The following is a 21,520-nucleotide window of genomic DNA, read 5'->3' as shown; positions in this document are numbered from 1 at the left end:
TAACGACTGCATGGCGGTGCGATGGAAGCTCTCCTTCAGTTCAGGCCGGCGACCGCGACTGCGGTCATGTTGACGATGCGGCGCACGGTCGCGCTTGGACTCAGGATATGCACCGGCCTGGCCGCGCCGAGCAGGATCGGGCCGACGGTCACGCCCTTCCCTGCGGCCACCTTCAGCACGTTAAACAGGATATGCGCGGCGTCGAGCGACGGCATCACCAGCAGGTTGGCGCTGCCGGCGAAGCCGCTGTCGATCTTGTAGATGTCGCGGATGTCCTGCGACAGCGCGGCGTCGCCATGGACTTCTCCGACCAGCGGCAGTTCGGGCGCCTGCTCGGCGAGCAGCGCGCGCGCTTCACGCATGCGGCGCGCCGAAGGACGTTCGGACGAGCCTTGCGACGAATGCGACAGCAGCGCCACCTTTGGCTCCAGGCCGAACTGGCGCAGCGTGGCGGCGGCCAGTTGCGTGATCTGGGCCAGCTGCGCGGCGCTTGGCTGGTCGTTGACGTAGGTATCGGTGATGAACAGCGTCAGCTTGTCGAGTACCAGCGCGTTCATCGCGGCCAGCACCTCGACGCCAGGCGCGGTGCCGATCTCGTTCCTGACGTGTTCAAGATGGCTGTCGTAGCTGCCCTTCATGCCGCAGATCAGCGCGTCGACCTCGCCCGACTTGAGCATGCGCGCACCATGCAGCGTGGCGTCGCCGCTCGTTTCCACCAGCGTATAGTCGACGTCGCGGCGCAGGCGCAAGCCGGCGTCTTTGATCGCACGCTCGACGCTGCCCGCGGGTCCGATCAGGACCGGGCTGGCCAGGCCTTCATCGACCACGGTCTGCACCGCGCGCAGCACGCGCACGTCGTCGCTTTCGGCGTACGCCACGCGGCGCGCCTGCGATTTGGCCTTGGTGAACACCGGCTTCATGAAGAAACCGGTGTGGTAAATCATCTGCGCCAGCTTGTCGCGGTAGGCCGCCATGTCCTCGATCGGACGGGCCGCCACGCCCGAGTCGGCGGCAGCCTGCGCCACCTTCGGTGCGATCGCCGCCAGCAGGCGCGGGTCGAACGGCTTCGGGATGATGTATTCGGGGCCGAACGTCAGGTCCTGGCCTTCGTACGCCGAGGCCACCATGTCGCTCGCTTCGGCTTCGGCCAGTTCGGCGATCGCCGTCACGCAGGCCAGCTTCATCTCGTCGGTGATGCGGGTCGCGCCGCAATCGAGCGCGCCGCGGAAGATGTAGGGGAAGCACAGCACGTTGTTGACCTGGTTCGGATAATCCGAGCGGCCGGTCGCGATGATGCAGTCGGGGCGCGCAGCGCGCGCGACTTCGGGACGGATCTCCGGCTCCGGATTGGCCAGCGCCAGGATCACCGGCTGCGACGCCATGGTCTTGACCATGGCGCCGGTCAGCACGCCCGAGGTCGAGCAGCCGAGGAACACGTCGGCGCCGTCGACGATGTCGCCCAGCAGGCGCGCCTCGGTGGCCTGCGCGTAGCGCGCCTTGTTCGCTTCCATGCTGGCGTCGCGGCCTACGTAAATTACGCCCTTCGAATCGGTGACGAAAATGTTCTCGCGCTTGACGCCGAGCAGCACCATCATGTCGAGGCAGGCGATCGCCGCCGCGCCGGCGCCGGACACGGCCAGCTTGACCTCGCCGATCTGCTTGCCAACCACCTTGAGGGCGTTCAGCAGTGCCGCGGTGGAGATGATCGCGGTGCCGTGCTGGTCATCGTGGAACACCGGGATGTTCATCCGCTCGCGCAGCTTCTTCTCGATGTAGAAGCATTCGGGCGCCTTGATGTCTTCCAGGTTGATGCCGCCGACGGTCGGCTCCAGCATGGCGATCGCGTCGACCAGCTTGTCCGGGTCCATTTCGTCGAGTTCGAGGTCGAACACGTCGACGCCGGCGAATTTCTTGAACAGGCAGCCCTTGCCTTCCATCACCGGCTTCGAGGCCAGCGGGCCGATATTGCCCAGCCCGAGCACGGCGGTGCCGTTGGTGATCACGGCGACCAGGTTGGCGCGCGACGTGTATTCGGCGGCCATGTTCGGATCGGCGGCAATTTCTTCGCAGGCGTAGGCGACGCCAGGCGAATACGCCAGCGACAGGTCGCGCTGGTTGGACAATGGTTTGGTGGCCACGACTTCGATCTTGCCGCGCGTCGGGCTGCGGTGGTATTCAAGCGCGTCGGCGCGCAGCTGGATGTCTTTATCGTTATTGTTGTTGCTCTCGGTGCTCATTTGCTTCTCCACTAGTGTTCTTTGGCAGAATGATAGCAAACCTACCGTCCGGCAAAAGCTAATAGGAAAATGCATGCTCAGCCGATCAGTTGCCCCGCGCTTGCACTGCTTGCCACTTCATACCGGTCGCGGCCGGCACGCTTGGCGCTGTACATGGCCTGGTCGGCGCGGCGGATCAGGTCGTCCGGTCCCATGCCGGCCTCGAAGAAGGCGATGCCGATACTGGTGCTGACGACAACGCTGCGATCGCCCAGCCGGAACGGGCGCCGCACCGCCGCCACCAGCTTCGCGCCGATGCTGGCGGCGACCGCGACGTCGGCTACGTCGTCGAGGATCAGCGCGAACTCGTCACCGCCCAGGCGCGCGAAGATGTCCTGGTCGCGCACCGTGTCGCTGACCCGCCGGGCGAATGCGCGCAGCAGCGTGTCGCCGCAGTCATGGCCGTACGAGTCGTTGATTTCCTTGAAGTGGTCGATGTCGAAGTACATCAGCGCCAGCGGCGCGTGGCGCCGGCGCCGGTTCGACACCGCCCGCTCCAGCAGGCTCAGGAAGAAGGCGCGGTTGGTCAGGCCCGTCAGGGTGTCGTAATGGGCCAGCTCGCGCAGCTTGTTTTCCATCTTCTTGCGTTCCGAAATGTCCTCGTACAAGCCGAGCAAGGCGATGGTGTTGCCTTCCATGTCGGTCAGCGGAATCTTGCTGGTCCGCAGCCAGCTGGAGCTGCCGTCGTCGCGATCCTGGGGTTCCTCGTAGTTGACCTTGGCGATCCCGGTACGCAGGGTTTCGATGTCGTCCTGGCGGTACTGGTGCGCATTCTCGCTCCAGGCCAGTTCGAAATCGGTGCGTCCGATGATCTCGTCAGGATGCGCCAGGCCGGCGTCGGTGGCGACGGCCTTGTTGCAGCCGAGGAAGGCGAAGTTGGTATCCTTCCAGAACACCCGCTGCGGAATGTTGTCGATCACCATTTGCAGCATCTTGCGCGACTCCTGCATGCGCCATTCGCGCTGCTTTTGCGCGGTGATGTTCTGGACGATCGCCAGCACGCTGGCCACCGCGCGGCCCGCCTTTACCGGGATCATGATCACGCTGATTTCCACCTGGACACCGTCGCCGTCGGCCACCGCCGAATTGAACGACACGGCATTGCCGCGCAAGGTTTCCTCAAAGCGCGCACGCGCAGCTTGCTGCTTGTCCTGCACGATGAAGCGCTCGAACGGCCGGCCGATCACATCGAGTTTCCGGGCCTTGAATTCGCTCAAGGCCTGGGCATTGGTGTTGAGGATGTGGCGCTCGACATCGAGCGAATACACAGCCGCCGGATGGTTCTCGAACACCGTGTCGAATTCCAGCTGGGCGCTGCGCTGGTTCCAGCGCGCCTGGGAGCGCCGCGTCCAGCGCAGCATGCCAGCTGCCAGCGCCGCCGACATGACGAAGCCAAACACCAGGATGGCCGCGCCAATCCAGCTGTTGTAGCGCTGCACATACACCGGCTTGGCATAGAACAGCAGTTGCCAGACGCGCCCGCCGATATCGACACCGGCGCGGTGCGCCAGCGGCATTCCCGTATCGCGCTCCAGGGCATGGGCCTGGCGGTCGCCGTCATACAGGATGTTCTCGGCGCGCACCTCGCCGTCGTAGACTTCGAGGTCGAACAGCGCGTGAAACTCCTTGCCCATGACCTGGTCGATCATTTCGCCGATGTAGTAGATCGAGAACACGTAACCGCGCAGGGCGAGCCGCCGTTCCGCCACTGTTGAACTCGGGTGCTTGGGATCGTAGATCGGGGTGACCAGGACCACTACCGGACTGCGCGATACCTTGGCGAGCGGCAGGTGGCTTGGCGTCACGACGCTGCGCCCGCTATCGCGTGCCTGCTGCAGCGCGCGCCAGCGCTCGGGAAACGTGGCATGGTCGAGCGAGGCGACGCTGCGCGCGCGCGCGTCGTGCGGGAAAATGTACAGGTACGGATAAGTAAACGCCGGATCGGGAACGGCTTCCGTCACCGGCGCGGTGCGCGCAGTCGGACGGATATAGCCAAGGTAACTCATCCCAGGGTTGTGGCGCAGTCCGTCGGCCGAGCGCATGTAGGCGTCGAACGAGGCGACGCCGGCCTCGCCGGGGGCCTCGTCGAGCGCGCTGAAATGGGCGGCCAGGCTGTGATTGCGTGCCAGGTAGGCGTCGATCCCCTGTTGCAGCGAACGCTGGAACTGGGTCGCATCGGCCGACGCGTGCATCGCGGCGCGCTCTTCGGCGTGATGCTGCTCGAACAGGCTGGCCATGATCGTGACGATCATGCACACCAGCAGGACGGCAATCGCCGGCGCATGGGGCCGCACTTTGGCAAGGATGGAATCGTTCATCTCGACACCTGGACAATACGGATCGCTGCGGAAGAACGGCTTCAGCAAGGACAGTAATGGGTTGCGCGCCAGAGTGCGATTTTTGGGACAGGAATGGGGCAGCAAGTTGTCAACGCGCGCCGGCAGGGTCCGTTGATTGGGGAGGCGACCTGGAGAAAATCCATTCGCTGCCATGCGGGGCGGAGCGTTATTGACCTAATAGTCTCACGCCTGTTCAATAAGTGCTTTCAATCAAAAACTTTTAGTTTTAGATGTTGTTGCAATATTATTGCTCCGTTGTTAGATGGCGACAGGCAACGCCGGTTTGTGGCAAGCTTGCATTTTTTCCATTCGAACATTCTCTCTCGCCTCATGTCCGACACCCATCATCAATGCGAGGCATTCGCAAGCGATGCGCGCTACCGCGCGCTGGTAATGGCCAGCTGTGCCATTCTCTGGGAAGCCAGCGCCGACGGCGAATTCACCGCCGAGCAGCCGGGGTGGACCGCGTATACCGGCCAGCGCTTCGACCAGTTGAGCGGATGGGGCTGGCTCGATGCGATTCACCCCGATGACCGCGAGCGCACCGCCGCGCTGTGGCGGGAAGCGCTTGCCGGCAGGACCATGTACCAGGTGGAACACCGGGTGCGCGGCCGCGACGGCTGCTATCGTTACCTGAATGGCCGCGCGATGCCGATCATGAACGCGGACGGCGTCCTGGTGGAATGGATAGGCGCGCACGCCGACATCGATGAGCGCAAGCGCGCCGAGGAGCGGCTGCGCCTGCTCGATGCCATGAGCCAGGCCACCCGCAACGCTGACGATCCGATCTCCGTCATGGCGGTGACCACGCGCATGCTGGGCCAGTACCTCGACGTCACGCGCTGTCCCTACGCCGACGTCGAGCCGGACAACGACCGTTTCACGATTCGCCACGACTGGACCGCCGAAGGCGCGAGCAGCACGGTCGGCGTCTATTCGCTCGAGCTGTTCGGCAAGCGCGCCACCGCCGATATGCACGACGGCAAAACCTTTTGCATCACCAACGTCGACCGCGAGCTGGGCGAATCGGACGGCGCCGCCATGTTCAATGCGATTGCCTGCAAGGCGATCATCTGCTGCCCGCTGGTCAAGGACGGCCGCCTGGTGGCCATGATGGCCGTGCACCAGGACCGCCCGCGCAACTGGACCGACCGCGAAGTGGCGCTGGTGGAAGAAACCGCAGAACGCTCGTGGGCCCACATCGAACGGATACGCGCCACCGAAGCGCTGCGCGACGCCGACCGCCGCAAGACCGAGTTCCTGGCGATCCTGGCGCACGAGCTGCGCAATCCGCTGGCGCCGATCCGCAGCGGCCTGCAGCTGCTGCGCGAGACGCATGACAAGCCGGCCACGGCAGCGCGGGTGCGCGACATGATGGAACGACAGGTCAACCAGATGGTCGACCTGGTCAATGACCTGCTGGACGTGGCCCGTATCAACCGCGGCAATTTCGAGCTCAAGCTGGCGCGTGTGGCATTGGCGGACGTGGTTGCCATTGCCGTGGAAACGACAATGCCGCTGATCGAATCGAGCGGCCACACCTTGAACATCGACCTGCCCGCGCATGAGACGCTACTCAATGTCGACGCCACCCGCCTGGCCCAGGTGATCGGCAATGTGCTCGGCAATGCTGCCAAGTACACGCCGGCCGGCGGCCATATCGATATCGTCGCGCGCCAGGAAGGCCAGTCTGTGCGCATCAGCGTGACCGACAACGGCATCGGCATCCCGGACGACGCGGCCCATGCAATATTCGACATGTTCGCCCAGGTGGGCACGTCGACGGAGCGGGCCCAGGGCGGACTGGGGATCGGCCTGTCGCTGGCGCGCCGCCTGATGGAGCTGCATGGCGGCACCATCGAACTGGCCCCCCGGCCCGGCGCCATCGGCAGCACCTTCGATATCCGGCTGCCGCTGGCCGACGTCGTCGTGAAGGACACGCCGCCTGCAGCAATGGACGGCGCCGGTGTGCCCCGGCGCGCATTCCGGGTGCTGGTGGTCGACGACAATGAAGATGCCGCCGACATGCTGGCGACCTTGATGGAAATGAACGGTCACACGACCCGTGTGGCGAACGATGGCGCGCAGGCCCTGCTGATCGCGAAGGAATTTTTTCCCGAGGTCGCTTTTCTGGATATCGGCATGCCAGGCATGGATGGCTACCAGCTGTCCGAGGCACTGGGCCGCATGCCGCAACTGGCAGGCCTGGTGCGCATCGCCCTGACCGGCTGGGGCGACGAGAACGCACGCGCGCGCTCCCGCGACGCCGGCTTCGACCATCACCTGCTCAAGCCTTGCACGCTGGTAGCGGTAGAAGCGCTGCTGCAGGAAATCGCGCAGCGCCAGCGCGCAACAGCCTAGCCCGGCGGGCCGGGCCGCGCGCCCGGGTCTTACAATTCTTCGACAATTGTTGACTATTTCCTGAGCATGAACTGGCCTACTCTTCCAGCTCCCATCATGCTTAACAGGTAATCCGATGAAACTTCGCAGCATACTTGTGGCTGGCGCCGTTGCGTCAGCTTCACTGCTCGCCGCCTGCGGCGGCAGCTCCCTTGACGAACAGACGCCGCAAATCCTTACCACCTTCGCCAGCAGCGTCGACGGCTGGCAAGGCGCGTATGCCGACTACGACGCGGCGACCGAGCCGACCGATGTGGTGTGGCAGACCCGCGCGCTGCCGCTGCCGTTGTCGGGCAACGCCTACTACACCGGCGGCACCAACCGCAGCGACGACCTGTTCATCTATAGCAAAAAGAAATTTGGCGGCTACAAGCCATCCTCGCAATACAAGCTCAGCTTCGAGATCGAGATCGTCACCAACCAGTCGTCGGGCTGCGTCGGCGTCGGCGGCGCGCCAGGCGAAAGCGTCTACGTGGTGGCCGGCGCGGCCCCGAGCGAGCCGAAAACCGTGCTGGCGAACGGCAGCTACGTGGTCAACCTCGATCGCGGCAACCAGGCCACGCCAGGGCCGGCATCCCAGGTTCTCGGAAATGTCGCCAACACGGTGCCGGATTGCGGTCCGCAGGTCTACCAGCCGAAGATCCTGAAAAGCTCGGCCCCGTTGACGGTCAAGAGCGATGCCAGCGGAAACATCTGGATCTACTTTGGCATCGATTCCGGTTTCGAAGCCAAGAGCACCGTATTCTACAAGTCGATCAAGGTAGCGGTCGCCCCCATGCCGTAAGTTGCGCGGCCCCTCTGCGGTTTGCGTCGTCAGGGCCGGTTCGGCGGCTGCGTCGAGGTGGCCTTGCCGCGTAGCCGCAAGGCGTTGCCGATCACTGAAACCGAACTCAGACTCATTGCCAACGCGGCGATCATCGGTGACAGTAATTGCCCGGTAAACGGATAGAGAACGCCTGCGGCCAATGGAATCCCCATCGCGTTGTAGACAAAGGCAAAACCAAGGTTTTGCCGCATATTGCGTACGGTCTCGATGGACAGCAGCCTGGCCCTGGCAATGGCGCGCAGGTCGCCTTTGACCAGCGTTACATGCGCCGAATTGATGGCGACGTCCGTACCGGTGCCCATCGCGATGCCAACGTCGGCCTTTGCCAGTGCGGGAGCATCGTTGATGCCATCACCGGCCATCGCCACCACGCGTCGCTGCTGCTGGAACTGCTCGACCAAGGCCAGCTTGTCCTGTGGCTTGACTTCGCCGTAGACGTCAGCAATACCAAGCTTTGAAGCGACTGCTTTTGCGGTCGTCACGCCGTCGCCCGTCGCCATCACCACCCGCATTCCCGCCGCGCGCAGCGCGGCCAAGGCGTCGGCCGTGTTTTCCTTGACCGGATCGGACACCGCGATCAGTCCGACCAGCCGCCCCTGCTGTGCCAGGTACATGACGCTCGCACCGACGTGCCGGAACTCTTCCGCCGTTTGTTGCAGCGGCGTCCAATCGACCTTCTCGACGTCCATAAGGGCGGTATTGCCCAACGCTACCGCCTGCCCTTGTAGCGTGCCACGCACACCGATTCCACTGGACGATTCGAAGGCGTCGGGCTTGTCCAGCACCAGGTTGCGCCGCCGGGCTTCGGCGACGATCGCGTGGGCCAGCGGATGCTCGCTGCCCTGGTCAATGCTTGCAGCAATCCGCAGGACATCGGCCTCATCGAATCCGGCTGCGGCGACCGCGCGGTCGAAAGTCGGTTTGCCTTCAGTCAGCGTGCCGGTCTTGTCGACGATGATCGTATCGACCTTGCGCATCGCCTCGATCGCTGCGGCGTCGCGAAACAGGACGCCCTGCGTGGCCGCGCGTCCGGTTGCGGCCATGATCGACATCGGTGTGGCCAAGCCCAGGGCACAGGGGCAGGCGATGATCAGGACAGACACCGCGTTGACGAAGCCATACACCCAGCTCGGCTGCGGACCGAACAAGCCCCAGCCAAATAGGGTCAGCAGTGCGATCGCGACGACGATCGTCACGAAGTAGCCCGCGACGACGTCGGCCAGTCGCTGCATTGGCGCCCTTGAGCGCTGCGCTTGCGCGACCATCTGCACAATCTGCGACAGCACCGTTTGCGCCCCGACGCGCTCCGAGCGGATGACCAGGCTACCGCTCGCGTTGATCGTTGCGCCAATCACCGTGTCGCCGGGCCGCTTCGTCACGGGAAGCGGCTCGCCGGTCAGCATCGACTCGTCGACCGCGCTCTCGCCTTCGAGAACCACGCCGTCCACCGGAACCTTCTCCCCTGGCCGCACCCGCAACGCGTCGCCGATGTGCACATGCGCAAGCGCGACATCTTCTTCAATGCCGTCGGCGCGAATCCGCCGCGCGGTTTTTGGCGCGAGGCCGAGCAAGGACTTGATCGCGGCCGATGTCTGGGAGCGTGCGCGCAGTTCAAGGATCTGGCCTAGCAAGGTCAACGACACGATCACGGCAGCGGCCTCGTAATACACGCCGATGCGGCCGTGCATCGCGAACGTGGGCGGGAACCAGCCAGGCGCCAGCGTCGCAATGACGCTGTAACTGTAGGCGGCGGCGACCCCGGCACTGATCAAGGTCCACATGTTGGGATTGCGGTTCTTGATGGAGCGGGCGCCGCGCACGAAGAATGGCCAGCCGGCCCAAAGGACCACTGGAGTGCTCAGGGCGAGCTCGACCCAGCTCTGATACGCAATGCCATCGCTGAAGATACGCTGCCCCGCCATCGCGAGCACCGTGACCGCGACCGTGAGCGGCAGCGTCCAGCGAAACCGCCGGCGGAAATCGACAAGCTCAGGATGTTCATCGTCTTCCAGCGACGGCATCAACGGCTCGAGTGCCATGCCGCAGATTGGACAGTTGCCCGGTGTCGCTTGCCTGATTTCCGGATGCATCGGACAGGTGTAGATGGTTCCAGCAGGCGCCTCGGGGATCTTCGTTGCTTGCTGGTCATTCAGGTAGGCGGCGGGGCCGGCACGAAACTTATCCATGCACTTCACACTGCAGAAATGGTAAACGGCGCCTTCATGCTCAATGCGGCGATCGGGGTCATCTGCGACTTGCATGCCGCACACTGGGTCGGTATGGGGCTTTTCGCGCGGACTGGCAGGATGATGGTGCGTCGCGGAATGAGAATGTTCGTGCGGTTCGAGTTTCATGTCGCCTCCGGCAAAAGGTGGTCGGCCCCGCACCGCCAGTTTGGCGGGTGGACCTCGGGTTATTCGTTTTCTTTTGCGTGATTGATCGAATAGCGCGGGATGTCGACGGTCAGGTCAGCGTCGGCTACGATTGCTTGACACGCCAGCCGGGAGTGTGGTTCCACGCCCCATGCCCGGTCGAGCATGTCTTCCTCGTTCTCGCTTGCGTCGCCGAGGGACGAGAAGCCACGACGAACGACGATATGGCATGTCGTGCAAGCCCCTACTTTCCCGCATGCATGCTCGATGCCGATTCTGTTGTCCAGAAGCGCATCGCAGATGCTGGTCCCTGCAGGCACGGTCACTTCAGCACCGGCTGGAGCAAGTTCAATATGGGGCAACAACGTGATTTTAGGCATCACCGCCCTCCTTCGCCAGGATGACTGGCCGTCGAAATTTGCAGATGAGACACTTGCTTGCCGGTGCTGGCGCCGGTGTCGCGAGCCTTGGGTCCGGTACGGCACCGCGACGCTGTTCAAGGTCGATCATCCGCTCTTGCGCCGCGCCTGCCGAACGACCGGAGGTGTCCGCGGCCTTGTTGGGCATGCCGCGATATCCCCTTGCGGTACGGACGCGATTGACTTTTTCCATTGCGCTCTCCTTGATGTGGACAGGCTCAGATTGATCTTTCCAACGATGGGAAGGTCAAGAAGAAAATCATGCGGCATGTTTTTCGAGAGGAGCGGGCCGGCCCGCCACACGTCACCCACGACCACTGGTAATCGGCCACGAGACCCTCTCGGTAGTGCGTTGTTTTGATGCGATGCCGACGTCGAATGTCTTTACATGTTTATTTCCGTGGATATACTTCTCAGTGAACCCTCGTCCTCGGTTCCCGTCCCGCGCCAGCGCTTTCGCTGTTCTCTCGCCGCTGGTGCACTTCGATTGGCCCCTCCCCCCCGGCCATCACAATCGATTTTTCCATTCGCAGGAGCGCCACATGCGCCTCAACACGCCAGTCACCAACAAGGAATACCAGCTCGCCGAAGGCAAGACCATCGTTTCGACCACGGACCTGCAAGGGAACATCCGCTACGCGAACCCCTACTTCATCGAGGTCAGCGGCTTCACAAAAGATGAATTGATCGGCGCGCCGCAGAACCTGGTGCGCCACCCGGACATGCCGGTGGAAGCGTTTGCCGACATGTGGGCCACGATTCGCGACGGCATGCCATGGACCGGCATGGTCAAGAACCGCTGCAAGAACGGCGACCATTACTGGGTCCACGCCAACGTCACGCCGGTGATCGAAGCGGGCAAGGCGGTCGGCTTCATGTCGGTGCGAACCAAGCCGACCCGCGAGCAGGTAGCCAGCGCCAGCGCGCTGTACAGCGAATTCAAGGCAGGCAACCCGCGCAAGCTGGTGCTGCACCGTGGCCGCCTCCGTCATTCGGGGGTTGCCGATAGCGTTGCCGCGCTTGGCCGCATTTCATTGCGCGCACAAATTAACGGCGGCATGGGGCTGCTGACAGCGACCCTGGTCGCCATGCTGATGCTGACATGGCAAGCGGCCCTGTCGCCGTGGGCAATCGCGGCGATGGCGCTGTCGGTGGCGGTCTCGCTCGGCCTGTGGACGATCCTGCATCAGAAGGTGCTCGCCCCGCTGGACGACGCCATCCTGTTCACCAGGCGCCTGGCCGGGTGCGACCTGACCGGGCGGATCGACCACGACAGTGACAACGAGATGGGCCACCTGGTTGCCGCACTGCGCCAGACCGCCGTCAACCTGTTCAGCGTGATCGGCGACGTGCGCGGCAATTTCGACGAGATCCGCCAGGCCACGGGTGAAATTGCGACCGGCAATATGGACCTCTCGGGCCGCACCGAAGCCCAGGCGTCGAGCCTGGAAGAAACCGCGGCCAGCATGGAGCAGCTCACGCAGAACGTCGCGCAAAGCAGCGACAACGTCAAGACTGCCAACGAACTGGCCATGTGCGCGTCGGATATGGCCAGCCGCGGCGGCAACACGGTCAGCGAAGTGGTCAGCACGATGCAGGCGATCAGCAGCTCGTCGCACAAGGTGCTCGACATCATTGGGTTGATCGATGGGATTGCTTTCCAGACCAATATCCTTGCGCTGAATGCCGCCGTCGAGGCCGCGCGTGCGGGCGACCACGGCCGTGGCTTTGCCGTCGTGGCGACGGAAGTGCGCAACCTGTCGCAGCGTACCGCGACGGCCGCCAAGGAGGTCAAGCAACTGATCGATGTGTCGATATCGAATGTCGATGCAGGCAACCGGCTGACGGCCGCCGCCGGCCAGACGATGGGCGAGATCATCGGCGCGGTGGACAACGTGAAGCGGGTGATGGAAGAAATTGCTGCTGCAACGCGCGAACAAAGCACCGGCATTGTTCAGGTGAATCAGGCGGTCAGCGAGCTCGACTCGATCACGCAGCAGAATGCGGCACTGGTGGAGGAAGCGGCGGCTGCCGCCGGATCGCTGGCCGAGCAGGCTGACAGCGTTGCCAGCGCGCTGGCGGTGTTCCGGCTTCAGGGTAGCGGGCGTTCTCCGGGGCCACGGCACGCGCCGGTAGTCAAGGCGGGTGCGTTGCAGCTGGCGGTGTAAGGTACCGGCGACATGCAAGTGAGGCGATGCGTTTGCCATCGCCTCGCGAGTGCGGCTGGCAGTAGCGCACCGCGGCTGGCCAGCCTGTTCGAATTACCCTACAACGGCGCCCGTGTCCGAATGTCGGCTCTGACCCCTTGCCCTTCCACGTATCGCCGCGCAATACATCGTTCTTAAATGCATAGACCGTAGCATTTGTTACGTCGAGCTTCCTTACATTTCACCTTCTATCTGATCTGGCTCAACCTGCCACGTCATAGCGTGGATTGGTGCACGGCACGGTTCCTGCTAGATGACACCTCGAAGTTCATTCAATTCGGTCTGCCGGATTTCCAGCAACGTCTCAAAGCTTCTTGGTGACTTGCTGCGTCGGGCGCGAACCGATCCATCTACTCATCAGGAGACTCGTCATGCATCTGTTACCGTTCCGCCGCACTAGGCTTTTATCGCTCACGCTTGCCGCGGTCGTTCCGATGTTGCTGCCGGCCGCTTCCGCGTTTGCCTCCAGCCATCGCGAAGCGCCCTTCATCACGACCCAGCCGAAAGTCGACGGCACGGATTTTTATATGTTCAACAGTTATGAAAACGGACGCTCCGCCTACGTCACACTGATTGCCAATTATCAGCCGCTGCAGGATCCGTACGGCGGCCCGAATTACTTCAAGATGGATCCGAACGCGCTCTACGAAATTCACATCGATAACAATGGCGATGCGCGCGAAGACCTGACCTTCCAATTCCGCTTCCAAAACAATTTCAAAGGCATCACCTTGCCGATCGGGTCGCAGAATGTCGCCATCCCGCTGACCCAAGCGGGCCAGGTCAGCGCGCCGAATGCGCCAGCGTTGAATGTGAACGAGAAGTTCACGGTGAATGTCATCAGGGGCAATCGTCGCACCGGACAATCGGCGGCCATCACGCGCTTTGGTTCCGGCTCGGCCAGCTTCGACAAGCCGTCCGATAACATCGGCACCAAGACCATCCCGAACTACGCCGCGTATGCGGGTCAGCACATCTACTCGGTGAACATTCCGGGCTGCGCCACGCCAGGCCGCGTCTTCGTTGGGCAGCGCCAGGAAGGCTTCGCAGTCAACCTGGGCACGATCTTCGACCTGATCAACGCGCCACTGTCGACCATCACCAACCCCGCGCTGATCAACGCGGCGCCAAATATGCTCAGCACCAAAAACATCACGACCCTGGCGCTGGAAGTGAGCAAGTCCTGCCTGCTGTCGACGACCACGGCTGACCCCGTCATCGGCGGATGGACCTCTGCCAGCGTACGCCAAAGCCAGCTGGTCAATGCCAACCCGCCACGCGGACACCAGACCACCGTCACGTACGGCGGCGCCTTTGTCCAGGTGTCGCGCCTCGGCATGCCGCTGGTGAACGAAGTGATCATCGGACTGCCGGACAAGGACCGCTTCAACAGTTCGATGCCGTCGGGCGATGGGCAATTCGCGTCGTATGTCACCAACCCAACCCTGCCGCGCCTGGTCGAGATTGCCTACAACCTGCCAGCAGGCGGCGCCGCGCCGACCAATCTGCCAAGAAACGATCTTGTCATCGCATTCCTGACCGGCATCACCGGGATCAATCGTCCCGCCAATGTGACGCCGTCGGAGATGCTGCGCCTGAACACATCGATTCCTGCGGTGCCGTTCGCACAGCAGAACCGCCTCGGCATCGTCGGCAATATCCTCGCCGGTGGATCGGATAACGCAGGTTATCCAAACGGCCGGCGACCGAAGGATGACGTGGTCGACATCTCGCTGGTGGTTGCGATGGGTGGCCTGTGCATGGCAAACGGGAACAACAATGCGTTTGGCTTTGGTACCGAGTGCAACCCAAGCAAGGTGCCGCTGAAAGCCACTTCGTTTAATCTCCACGACGCAGTCGACCAGGCGGTGCAGCCGTTCCTGACTGGCTTCCCTTACCTGAACACGCCTTTGCCTGGCGCCCAGTAACCATCATTTTCTTGGAGAGACAATATGACTCACGCTTTATCAAAGTTTGCCCTCGCGGCCCTGCTGTCGGTGTCGGCGCTGGCCCAGGCGGAAGTGCTCAACTTCAACACGCCGGGTATCGTCGACATCAACAACGACACGAACGTAGCGACTTACACGGAACAAGGCTATGCCTTTACCGGCGAGGCCGCGACCTTCCTGCCACTGGATGGCGTCGGCGCCAGCGGCACAGGCGGCCTGTTCGTATTGCCGGGCTCAATGCTCGTGCTGCGCGCGGAAACCGGGCTGTTCAACCTGCTGTCGGTCGACTTCGGGCTGTTCGATATCGAGGGGTTCGGCATGCTGACCGTTACTGGCCTGCTGGGCGACAGCACGGAGCTGATGCAAACGATTGAACTGGGCGAGCTGACCACCTTCACGTTCGAGAACTGGACTGGGCTCAGCCAGGTCAGCTTCATGTCGGATATTGAATTCGTCATCGACAATGTCGAGGCGGTGGCAGATGGGACAGCGATCCCTGAACCTGGAAGCATTGCCCTGATGGGACTGGCGCTGGCCGGCCTGATCGGGTCGCGACGCCGTAATAAAGTGCGGGCGTCCCGGACCTAGTTGTATCGTTAGCCTGCTGGCCGCGAAAGCGGCCAGCACAGTGCCCCCCTCCTCCTGCGCGCAGCATCCACCGCGGCGGCATCGCCCCTTGGCGCGCCAACCAGTCACTCGCGTCTTGCCAGGGCAAATGCCTTGCGGTAAAACTCGCCGCAGCATGGTCCTTGACCGTGGTATGTCGGCGATCCGATACAGGTTGCTGGGAGCCTCTACCAGCGGTGGCTTGGCGCCAGCGTGATGGTCAAAATCGTCCGCAGTGCAGCGCCGTTCGACTCCCCCATGGCCGTCAGGTGCCGTACGCTCCATCTGGCCAGGTGGCAGATTCCTCGCGCCACCTTGCAACGGTGTCGCCGATACCCGTGAGGTCCAACGTGCAATCATCGCCTATCCTTCGCCTGACCGAGGCAGCGTCGCTATGAGATGTCGAGACGAGTATCTTCCTGCCCAGTTCCTGCTGCAAACGTTTGGTATTCTCGATGACTGCGCGCGGCGAGATCCTTTGCGAGCAGCACATGACTGCGAGGTCGACGTCATCTACCCGCGACCTCGCAACGAGATCGGTCAAGTTGATCGCGCCTAGCGATTGGCACTGCGCGCCTTCCAGCGTAAATAAGGCTTGAACAAAAAGTAAGCCGAGGAGTGACCGATCCTGCGGCGGTGTGGCGAGCACGACTTTCGGCCCGGTCAAGTGACCGCTTTCGGCGGCGGCCCTGGTGATGGCATTGCGCATCAGAGGCTCGAGCGCGGCAGTCAGAAGGTACGTCTCTGACACCGTAAACTGATTGGCAATCCACCCCGTCTGCACCAGGCTTGTCAATGGAGCGCTGGTGTAGATCACGAAGTCGCGCAAACCATTGCTCATCAGTTGGCCGTTCAGCATCGACCGCAGGTTCGCTCCGTTATGCGCTTTTATCGCGGCCACGCATAGCTGAAGCAATTCCTGCTTGTCCTGCGGTACAGGCGGAGCACCAGCACCAACTTTGTTGCTCAGCGATATCAGATCGTCCATTTCGAGCCGAATGATTCGTCCCGGGCGGTAGCCTCGATCCAGCAACCCCTTGATCAGCCGGAGCCTCGCAATGTGGGCCTCGGAATATTGACGTTCGCCGCTTGCGTTTCGACTTGGGTTCGGGAAACCGTACCGTCGCTCCCACGCGCGCAGGCTTTCCGTCATCACGCCCATCATGTCGGCGACTTCTTTAATCCCCATGAGCACATCGGAGCGGTTTGGGATGTCTGAATGCATATTTTCGGTCATATCAAAAGCTAGGTTCGCAGCTGGAATAATCAGCCGCGGAACACGCGTGTTCGACACTAGTTACGCAATGCCGACCGATATGGATTCAACGCAGAGCAAAAAAATTGGCAACGAATAGAGGCGCCGTTTTTAAACAGTCAGCGCCTTCCCGTAGTGCGCTGTTTGTCGCGAAGCACTACCAGGAAATGTGATCGGAGCGGTGGCATCGTTCAACGGCCTGTCGGGCAACGACGACCTGGGCCAAATGCCGGCCTGGTTCGTCTTTACCGCACTCAGCCCCCATCCGGTAGCGCCCGGCAGCAATGAGTACGCGATCGGCCGTCCCTACCTCGACAAGGCGGTGCTGAACCTGCAGGCGGCAAACGCTTCACCGTGCGCAGTGGTGGCGCTGAACGGCAAGCCGCTCCCGCGCACCTTCCTGCGCCATGACGGAACGGGTGCCCGAGTCGGTGAAGGTGATCTCGCCGGCGCCACGGGCCGGGATGAACTCGGCGCGCACTTCGGCACGGGTCAGGCGCGAAGGCTGTGCGGCAATCGAGAACGCCGGAGTCGGTTCGTTGATCTCCAGTTCGCCATGTGGACGGTAGGCATATCGGGAATTGAAGAAGCTGCCGGCCAGTCCTGGGACGGGGCGGCCAGCCGAGGTGGCGTCGCGATGCGGCGATGACGGTGCAAGTCGGCCCCACGCGCCCGCGTCCCTCGATTGAAATAACCGGACTGAAATGAAAAAACCCGCCGAAGCGGGTTTTTATTAATACTGGCGGAGACGGTGGGATTCGCCTACGTGCCGCAGGCCGCCCGATCGCGAGTACGCGATCGTCTTCGAATCTCACCCGCAAGCCCCGCAGGGGGCTTGCTCGTCTCCGCTTAAAATGAAAAAACCCGCCGAAGCGGGTTTTTATTAATACTGGCGGAGACGGTGGGATTCGAACCCACGATACAGGTATAAGCCGTATGCATCCTTAGCAGGGATGTGCCTTCGGCCACTCGGCCACGTCTCCTTTCCCGGTCCAGCAACGCCAGATCAAGAGACCGGAATGTTACAGTTCACCAGCAGGTTTGGTCAAGGGAACCCGCAAAGTTTTTCGAAAAAAATTATTCTTTTTCCAAATCAAAGGCCTTGTGCAGGGCGCGCACCGCCAATTCCATGTACTTCTCGTCAATCAGCACCGAAATCTTGATTTCCGAGGTCGAAATCATCAGGATGTTGATGCCCTCTTCCGACAGCGTGCGGAACATCTGCGAGGCCACGCCCACGTGGCTGCGCATGCCTACGCCCACCACCGACACTTTGGACACCTTGGCGTCGCCAGAGACGCTGGCAGCGCCAATCTCGGTCTTTACGCCTTCCAGCACGCCCATCGCCTTCTGGTACTCGCCGCGCGAGACGGTAAAGGTGAAGTCGGTCTTGCCTTCCACCGACTGGTTCTGGATGATCATGTCGACTTCGATGTTCGCGTCAGCCACCGGCCCCAGGATGTGGTACGCCACGCCCGGCTTGTCCGGCACGCCGAGGATGGTGATCTTGGCTTCGTCGCGGTTGAATGCGATTCCGGAAATGACTGCTTGTTCCATTTTTGTATCTTCCTCAAACGAGATCAGGGTGCCCGAGCTGGCTTCTTCTTCAAGCGGCATCAGGGGATCGGTCAGCGACGACAGCACGCGCGTCGGTACGCGGTAGTTGCCTGCGAATTCGACGGAACGGCTCTGCAGGACCTTCGAGCCCAGCGAAGCGAGTTCCAGCATTTCCTCAAACGTGATGGTCTTCAGGCGGCGCGCTTCTTCCACCACGCGCGGGTCGGTCGTATATACGCCGTCAACGTCGGTGTAAATCAGGCATTCGTCGGCTTTCATCGCTGCGGCGATCGCTACGGCCGAGGTGTCGGAGCCGCCGCGGCCGAGGGTCGCGATGTTGTCTTCATCATCCACGCCCTGAAAGCCGGTGATGATGACAATCTTGCCAGCGTCGAGATCGGCGCGCACTTTGGCGTCGTCGATCGACTGGATGCGTGCCTTGGTGAACGACGAGTCGGTCTTGATGGCCACCTGCCAGCCAGCGTACGAGACCGCTTGCTTGCCGATCGCCAGCAGCGCCATCGCCAGCAGGCCGACGGAGACTTGCTCGCCGGTCGAGGCGATCATGTCCAGTTCGCGCGGATCTGGCTGGTCCATGATTTGTTTGGCGAGGCCGATCAGGCGGTTGGTCTCGCCCGACATCGCGGATGGTACAACGACGATTTGGTACCCTGCGTCATGCCATTTGGCGACGCGGGCGGCAACGTTCTTGATGCGATCCGTCGAGCCCATCGACGTACCGCCGTATTTGTGGACGATTAATGCCATAAGTGTGAGTAAATCCGCGCAAAAGGTGTAGAAATGAAGATCTTTACTCTACATGTTGCGCTGCAAAATCTCAAGTCATAAGGCGAATATTCCTATAACAAACTGGAATATCGTTATATCCAAATAACGTTTATTCGGACGACTGCCAACGCAGCTTGATCCGCTTTCCCGGCCCTTGCTGGATGTGATGGCAGTCCATGCCAATGCCGGCGGCAAACAGCAGCTCGCGGCCTGCGAACACAATCGGCAGGCGTCCGCGCTCCCACGCCGGCACGTTGCATGCCTGATAGTGGTACTTGAGTCCGCGCGTCGGCCGGTTGTGCGCCGGCTTGAGGCGCTCGCCGCCTTTGCGGAAATCGATCATCAACTTCTGGGCGCGCAGCCATTCTGCATCGAACCCCTCGTCCGCGTCGTCAAAATGCACCGTGCCGCCATAGTCGGGGAACGCCATCTGCGCTTCGCCGCTCCAACTGAACGAGTGCCCTGCCTTGAAGAAGATGCCTTCATCGTCAGGGTCGCGCATGCCAGCCAAATCGGCCAGCTTTGGCGTGATGTGCAGGCGATCGCGATGGCGGCGGATCTGGCAGTCAGGGTGCGTAACAAGCAGCTGCGCGTCGTGGCGCGCCTCAACCAGCTGCGTCACCATCTCGGCCAGCCATGCGGTTGATGGCATACGCAGCGCGCGCGTGTGGAACCAATGGCGCAGCATGTTGTAGGCGCGGTCCTGGCTCATCGTGCGCAGCTTGGCCACGTCGATCGAATCGCCGTCAAGGCACTGCGCCAGGTCTTGCACGGCCAGTTCGTTCAACAGGCGCTGGGCTGACTGATTGTGCGCCGCGCTGCGTGCAAAGCGCTCCTGGTATCCTGGGAACGCCTGCGCGAGCGCAGGCATGACCTGGTGCCGCAGTGCGTTGCGCGCGTAGCGTGGATGGGTGTTGGATTCGTCCTCGACGTAGCTAACGGCGTTGGCAGCAACGTACGCCTCGAGCTCGGTGCGCGAGACCGGCAGCAGCGGGCGCGCCATCACGAGGTCTGCATTGCCGAGCAGTTCAGGCGCGGCGTTCGCGCTGTCCATGCCTGACAAGCCCGCTGTGCCGGAACCGCGCAGCAGCTGCAGCAAGACCGTTTCGGCCTGGTCGTCGAGGTGGTGCGCCGTCAGCATCAGGCGCACGCCGTGTTCGCGCGCCATGTCGCCCAGCGCGGCGTAGCGCAACTTGCGGGCCGCGGCTTCAACCCCGGATTTGGTTTTTGTCAGTGTGACGCGGCGTGCCGCGAACTGCACGCCGAGCGCGGCGCAGGTACGCTCGCAATGCGCCAGCCAGGCATCGGCGTTGTCGCTGATGCCGTGGTGAACGTGGAAGGCATGTAGCGCAATCTCGTGCTCGCGCGCGTAGGCGGCCGCCAGATGCAGCAGCGCCGACGAATCGAGGCCGCCACTGTAGGCGATTGCGATGGAGGTGGGAGCCACATCCGCGCGCAGCGCATCAAGCGCCCGCGCGAATGTTGCCGGGAGTGTCCCGCTTTGCTGCCGACTCACTCTTCTGCCGGCGTCGTTTCTTTGAATTTGCCGTAGCTCATCAGCTTCTGATGGCGGGCTTCGATCAGGTCCTTGGTTTTCATGCCATGGAACTGGCGCAGCGAATCGGCCAGCGCGCGCTTGAGCAGCACGCCCATTTGCTTAGGATCGCGGTGCGCGCCACCGAGCGGCTCGCTGACGATCTTGTCGATCAGGCCCATGGCCTTGAGGCGGTGCGCCGTCAGGCCCAGTGCGTCGGCGGCGTCGGAAGCGCGCTCGGACGTTTTCCACAGGATCGATGCGCAGCCTTCCGGCGAGATCACCGAGTAGGTTGCGTATTGCAGCATCAGCACATTGTCGCCGACCGCAATCGCCAGCGCGCCGCCGGAGCCGCCTTCGCCGATGATGGTGGCGATCAGCGGCACTTTGAGCTCCGCCATCACGTACAGGTTGTGGCCGATTGCTTCGGACTGGCCGCGCTCTTCGGCGTCGATGCCTGGGAATGCGCCCGGGGTGTCAACGAAGGTAAAGATCGGCAGGCCGAATTTTTCCGCGACCTTCATCAGGCGCATCGCCTTGCGATAGCCTTCCGGCTTCGGCATGCCGAAGTTGCGCAGTGCGCGCTCTTTGGTGTCGCGGCCTTTCTGGTGACCGATGACCATGCATGCCTGGCCGTTGAAGCGCGCCAGGCCGCCGACGATCGACAGGTCGTCCGCGTAGGTGCGGTCGCCGTGCAATTCGTGGAAGTCGGTGAAGATCTCGTTCACGTAGTCCATCGTGTATGGACGTTGCGGGTGGCGGGCGATCTGCGACACCTGCCATGGCGTGAGCTTGGCGTAGATGTCTTTGGTCAGCTGCTGGCTCTTTTTGGCCAGGCGGTCGATCTCTTCGGAGATGTCGACGGCCGAGTCGTCCTGGACGAAGCGCAGCTCTTCAATCTTTGAATCGAGCTCTGCGATTGGCTGTTCAAAATTGAGGAAGGTTGTTTTAGTCATTATTACTCCGTGTTATTTCCAGGCCGACGCCAATA

The 21,520-nt window shown here is 62.4% G+C and carries 15 protein-coding genes and 1 tRNA gene; 6 read left to right on the top strand and 10 right to left on the bottom strand.

All coding sequences use genetic code 11. The features are described from left to right. Nucleotides 1-35: 35 nt before the first annotated feature. Nucleotides 36-2,237: an NADP-dependent malic enzyme gene (locus I4X03_RS08950; RefSeq protein ID WP_223467870.1), complete on the bottom strand. Its 2,202-nt coding sequence runs from the start codon at nucleotides 2,235-2,237 to the stop codon at nucleotides 36-38. A gap of 77 nt (nucleotides 2,238-2,314) precedes the next feature. Then, entirely contained in the window at nucleotides 2,315-4,594 is a 2,280-nt protein-coding gene (locus I4X03_RS08945; RefSeq protein WP_223467869.1) for a sensor domain-containing diguanylate cyclase, read from the bottom strand. A 351-nt stretch (nucleotides 4,595-4,945) separates the two neighbouring features. Between I4X03_RS08945 and I4X03_RS08940 the strand changes: the two genes are divergently transcribed. Further along, nucleotides 4,946-6,976, top strand: a complete 2,031-nt coding sequence (locus I4X03_RS08940) for a hybrid sensor histidine kinase/response regulator (protein ID WP_223467868.1) — start codon at nucleotides 4,946-4,948, stop codon at nucleotides 6,974-6,976. Nucleotides 6,977-7,091: 115 nt separating this feature from the next. Then, the gene (locus I4X03_RS08935; RefSeq protein WP_223467867.1) at nucleotides 7,092-7,799 is read left to right on the top strand and encodes a hypothetical protein; all 708 of its coding nucleotides are present in this window, start codon (nucleotides 7,092-7,094) and stop codon (nucleotides 7,797-7,799) included. A gap of 29 nt (nucleotides 7,800-7,828) precedes the next feature. Here I4X03_RS08935 and I4X03_RS08930 read toward each other — a convergent pair whose 3' ends face one another. Genes I4X03_RS08930 through I4X03_RS08920 form a run of 3 tightly spaced genes read right to left on the bottom strand, consistent with a single transcriptional unit; the run spans nucleotide 7,829 to nucleotide 10,825 of the window. Continuing rightward, nucleotides 7,829-10,195 carry a heavy metal translocating P-type ATPase gene (locus I4X03_RS08930; RefSeq protein WP_223467866.1) on the bottom strand — a complete coding sequence of 789 codons (2,367 nt, stop codon included), beginning with the start codon at nucleotides 10,193-10,195 and terminating at the stop codon, nucleotides 7,829-7,831. Between the two features lie 59 nt (nucleotides 10,196-10,254). Continuing rightward, a complete protein-coding gene (fdx, locus tag I4X03_RS08925; RefSeq protein ID WP_223467865.1) occupies nucleotides 10,255-10,593 on the bottom strand; it encodes an ISC system 2Fe-2S type ferredoxin in 339 nt (112 codons plus the stop codon). Continuing rightward, a complete protein-coding gene (locus tag I4X03_RS08920) occupies nucleotides 10,586-10,825 on the bottom strand; it encodes a hypothetical protein (RefSeq protein ID WP_223467864.1) in 240 nt (79 codons plus the stop codon). The genes fdx and I4X03_RS08920 overlap by 8 nt, the downstream gene beginning before the upstream one ends. Before the next feature lie 349 nt (nucleotides 10,826-11,174). On the opposite strand from I4X03_RS08920, the gene I4X03_RS08915 reads away from it, so the two are divergent. The 3 genes from I4X03_RS08915 to I4X03_RS08905 all read left to right on the top strand — a co-directional run bounded on the left by I4X03_RS08915 (nucleotide 11,175) and on the right by I4X03_RS08905 (nucleotide 15,376). Further along, complete coding sequence (locus tag I4X03_RS08915) at nucleotides 11,175-12,800, top strand: methyl-accepting chemotaxis protein (RefSeq protein WP_223467863.1); 1,626 nt, start codon at nucleotides 11,175-11,177, stop codon at nucleotides 12,798-12,800. Nucleotides 12,801-13,210: 410 nt separating this feature from the next. Then, on the top strand, nucleotides 13,211-14,767 hold the full coding sequence (locus I4X03_RS08910; RefSeq protein WP_370660499.1) for a DUF4331 domain-containing protein: 1,557 nt from the start codon (nucleotides 13,211-13,213) through the stop codon (nucleotides 14,765-14,767). A 24-nt stretch (nucleotides 14,768-14,791) separates the two neighbouring features. Continuing rightward, nucleotides 14,792-15,376, top strand: coding sequence for a PEP-CTERM sorting domain-containing protein (locus I4X03_RS08905; RefSeq protein WP_223467862.1), 585 nt, complete (start codon nucleotides 14,792-14,794; stop codon nucleotides 15,374-15,376). 283 nt (nucleotides 15,377-15,659) lie between these two features. On the opposite strand, the gene I4X03_RS08900 is transcribed toward I4X03_RS08905, so the two are convergent. Beyond that, complete coding sequence (locus I4X03_RS08900) at nucleotides 15,660-16,631, bottom strand: MerR family transcriptional regulator (protein WP_223467861.1); 972 nt, start codon at nucleotides 16,629-16,631, stop codon at nucleotides 15,660-15,662. A 199-nt stretch (nucleotides 16,632-16,830) separates the two neighbouring features. Between I4X03_RS08900 and I4X03_RS08895 the strand changes: the two genes are divergently transcribed. After that, nucleotides 16,831-17,298: a glycoside hydrolase domain-containing protein gene (locus I4X03_RS08895; RefSeq protein ID WP_223467860.1), complete on the top strand. Its 468-nt coding sequence runs from the start codon at nucleotides 16,831-16,833 to the stop codon at nucleotides 17,296-17,298. 241 nt (nucleotides 17,299-17,539) lie between these two features. Here the strand turns inward: I4X03_RS08895 and I4X03_RS08890 are convergent. From I4X03_RS08890 to I4X03_RS08875, 4 genes are all read right to left on the bottom strand, one after another. Beyond that, a tRNA-Ser gene (locus tag I4X03_RS08890) sits at nucleotides 17,540-17,632 on the bottom strand. Nucleotides 17,633-17,726: 94 nt separating this feature from the next. Then, a complete protein-coding gene (locus I4X03_RS08885) occupies nucleotides 17,727-18,974 on the bottom strand; it encodes an aspartate kinase (RefSeq protein WP_223467859.1) in 1,248 nt (415 codons plus the stop codon). Between the two features lie 130 nt (nucleotides 18,975-19,104). Then, nucleotides 19,105-20,511, bottom strand: coding sequence for a tRNA lysidine(34) synthetase TilS (gene tilS, locus I4X03_RS08880; protein ID WP_223467858.1), 1,407 nt, complete (start codon nucleotides 20,509-20,511; stop codon nucleotides 19,105-19,107). Continuing rightward, nucleotides 20,508-21,485, bottom strand: coding sequence for an acetyl-CoA carboxylase carboxyltransferase subunit alpha (locus I4X03_RS08875; RefSeq protein WP_223467857.1), 978 nt, complete (start codon nucleotides 21,483-21,485; stop codon nucleotides 20,508-20,510). The genes tilS and I4X03_RS08875 overlap by 4 nt, the downstream gene beginning before the upstream one ends. Nucleotides 21,486-21,520 lie beyond the last annotated feature (35 nt).

It is taken from the genome of Massilia soli (assembly GCF_016809835.1).
Taxonomy (GTDB): domain Bacteria; phylum Pseudomonadota; class Gammaproteobacteria; order Burkholderiales; family Burkholderiaceae_D; genus Telluria_A; species Telluria_A soli.
Note: the sequence above shows the minus strand (reverse complement) of the source record. Positions and strands in the feature narration are given on the sequence as shown.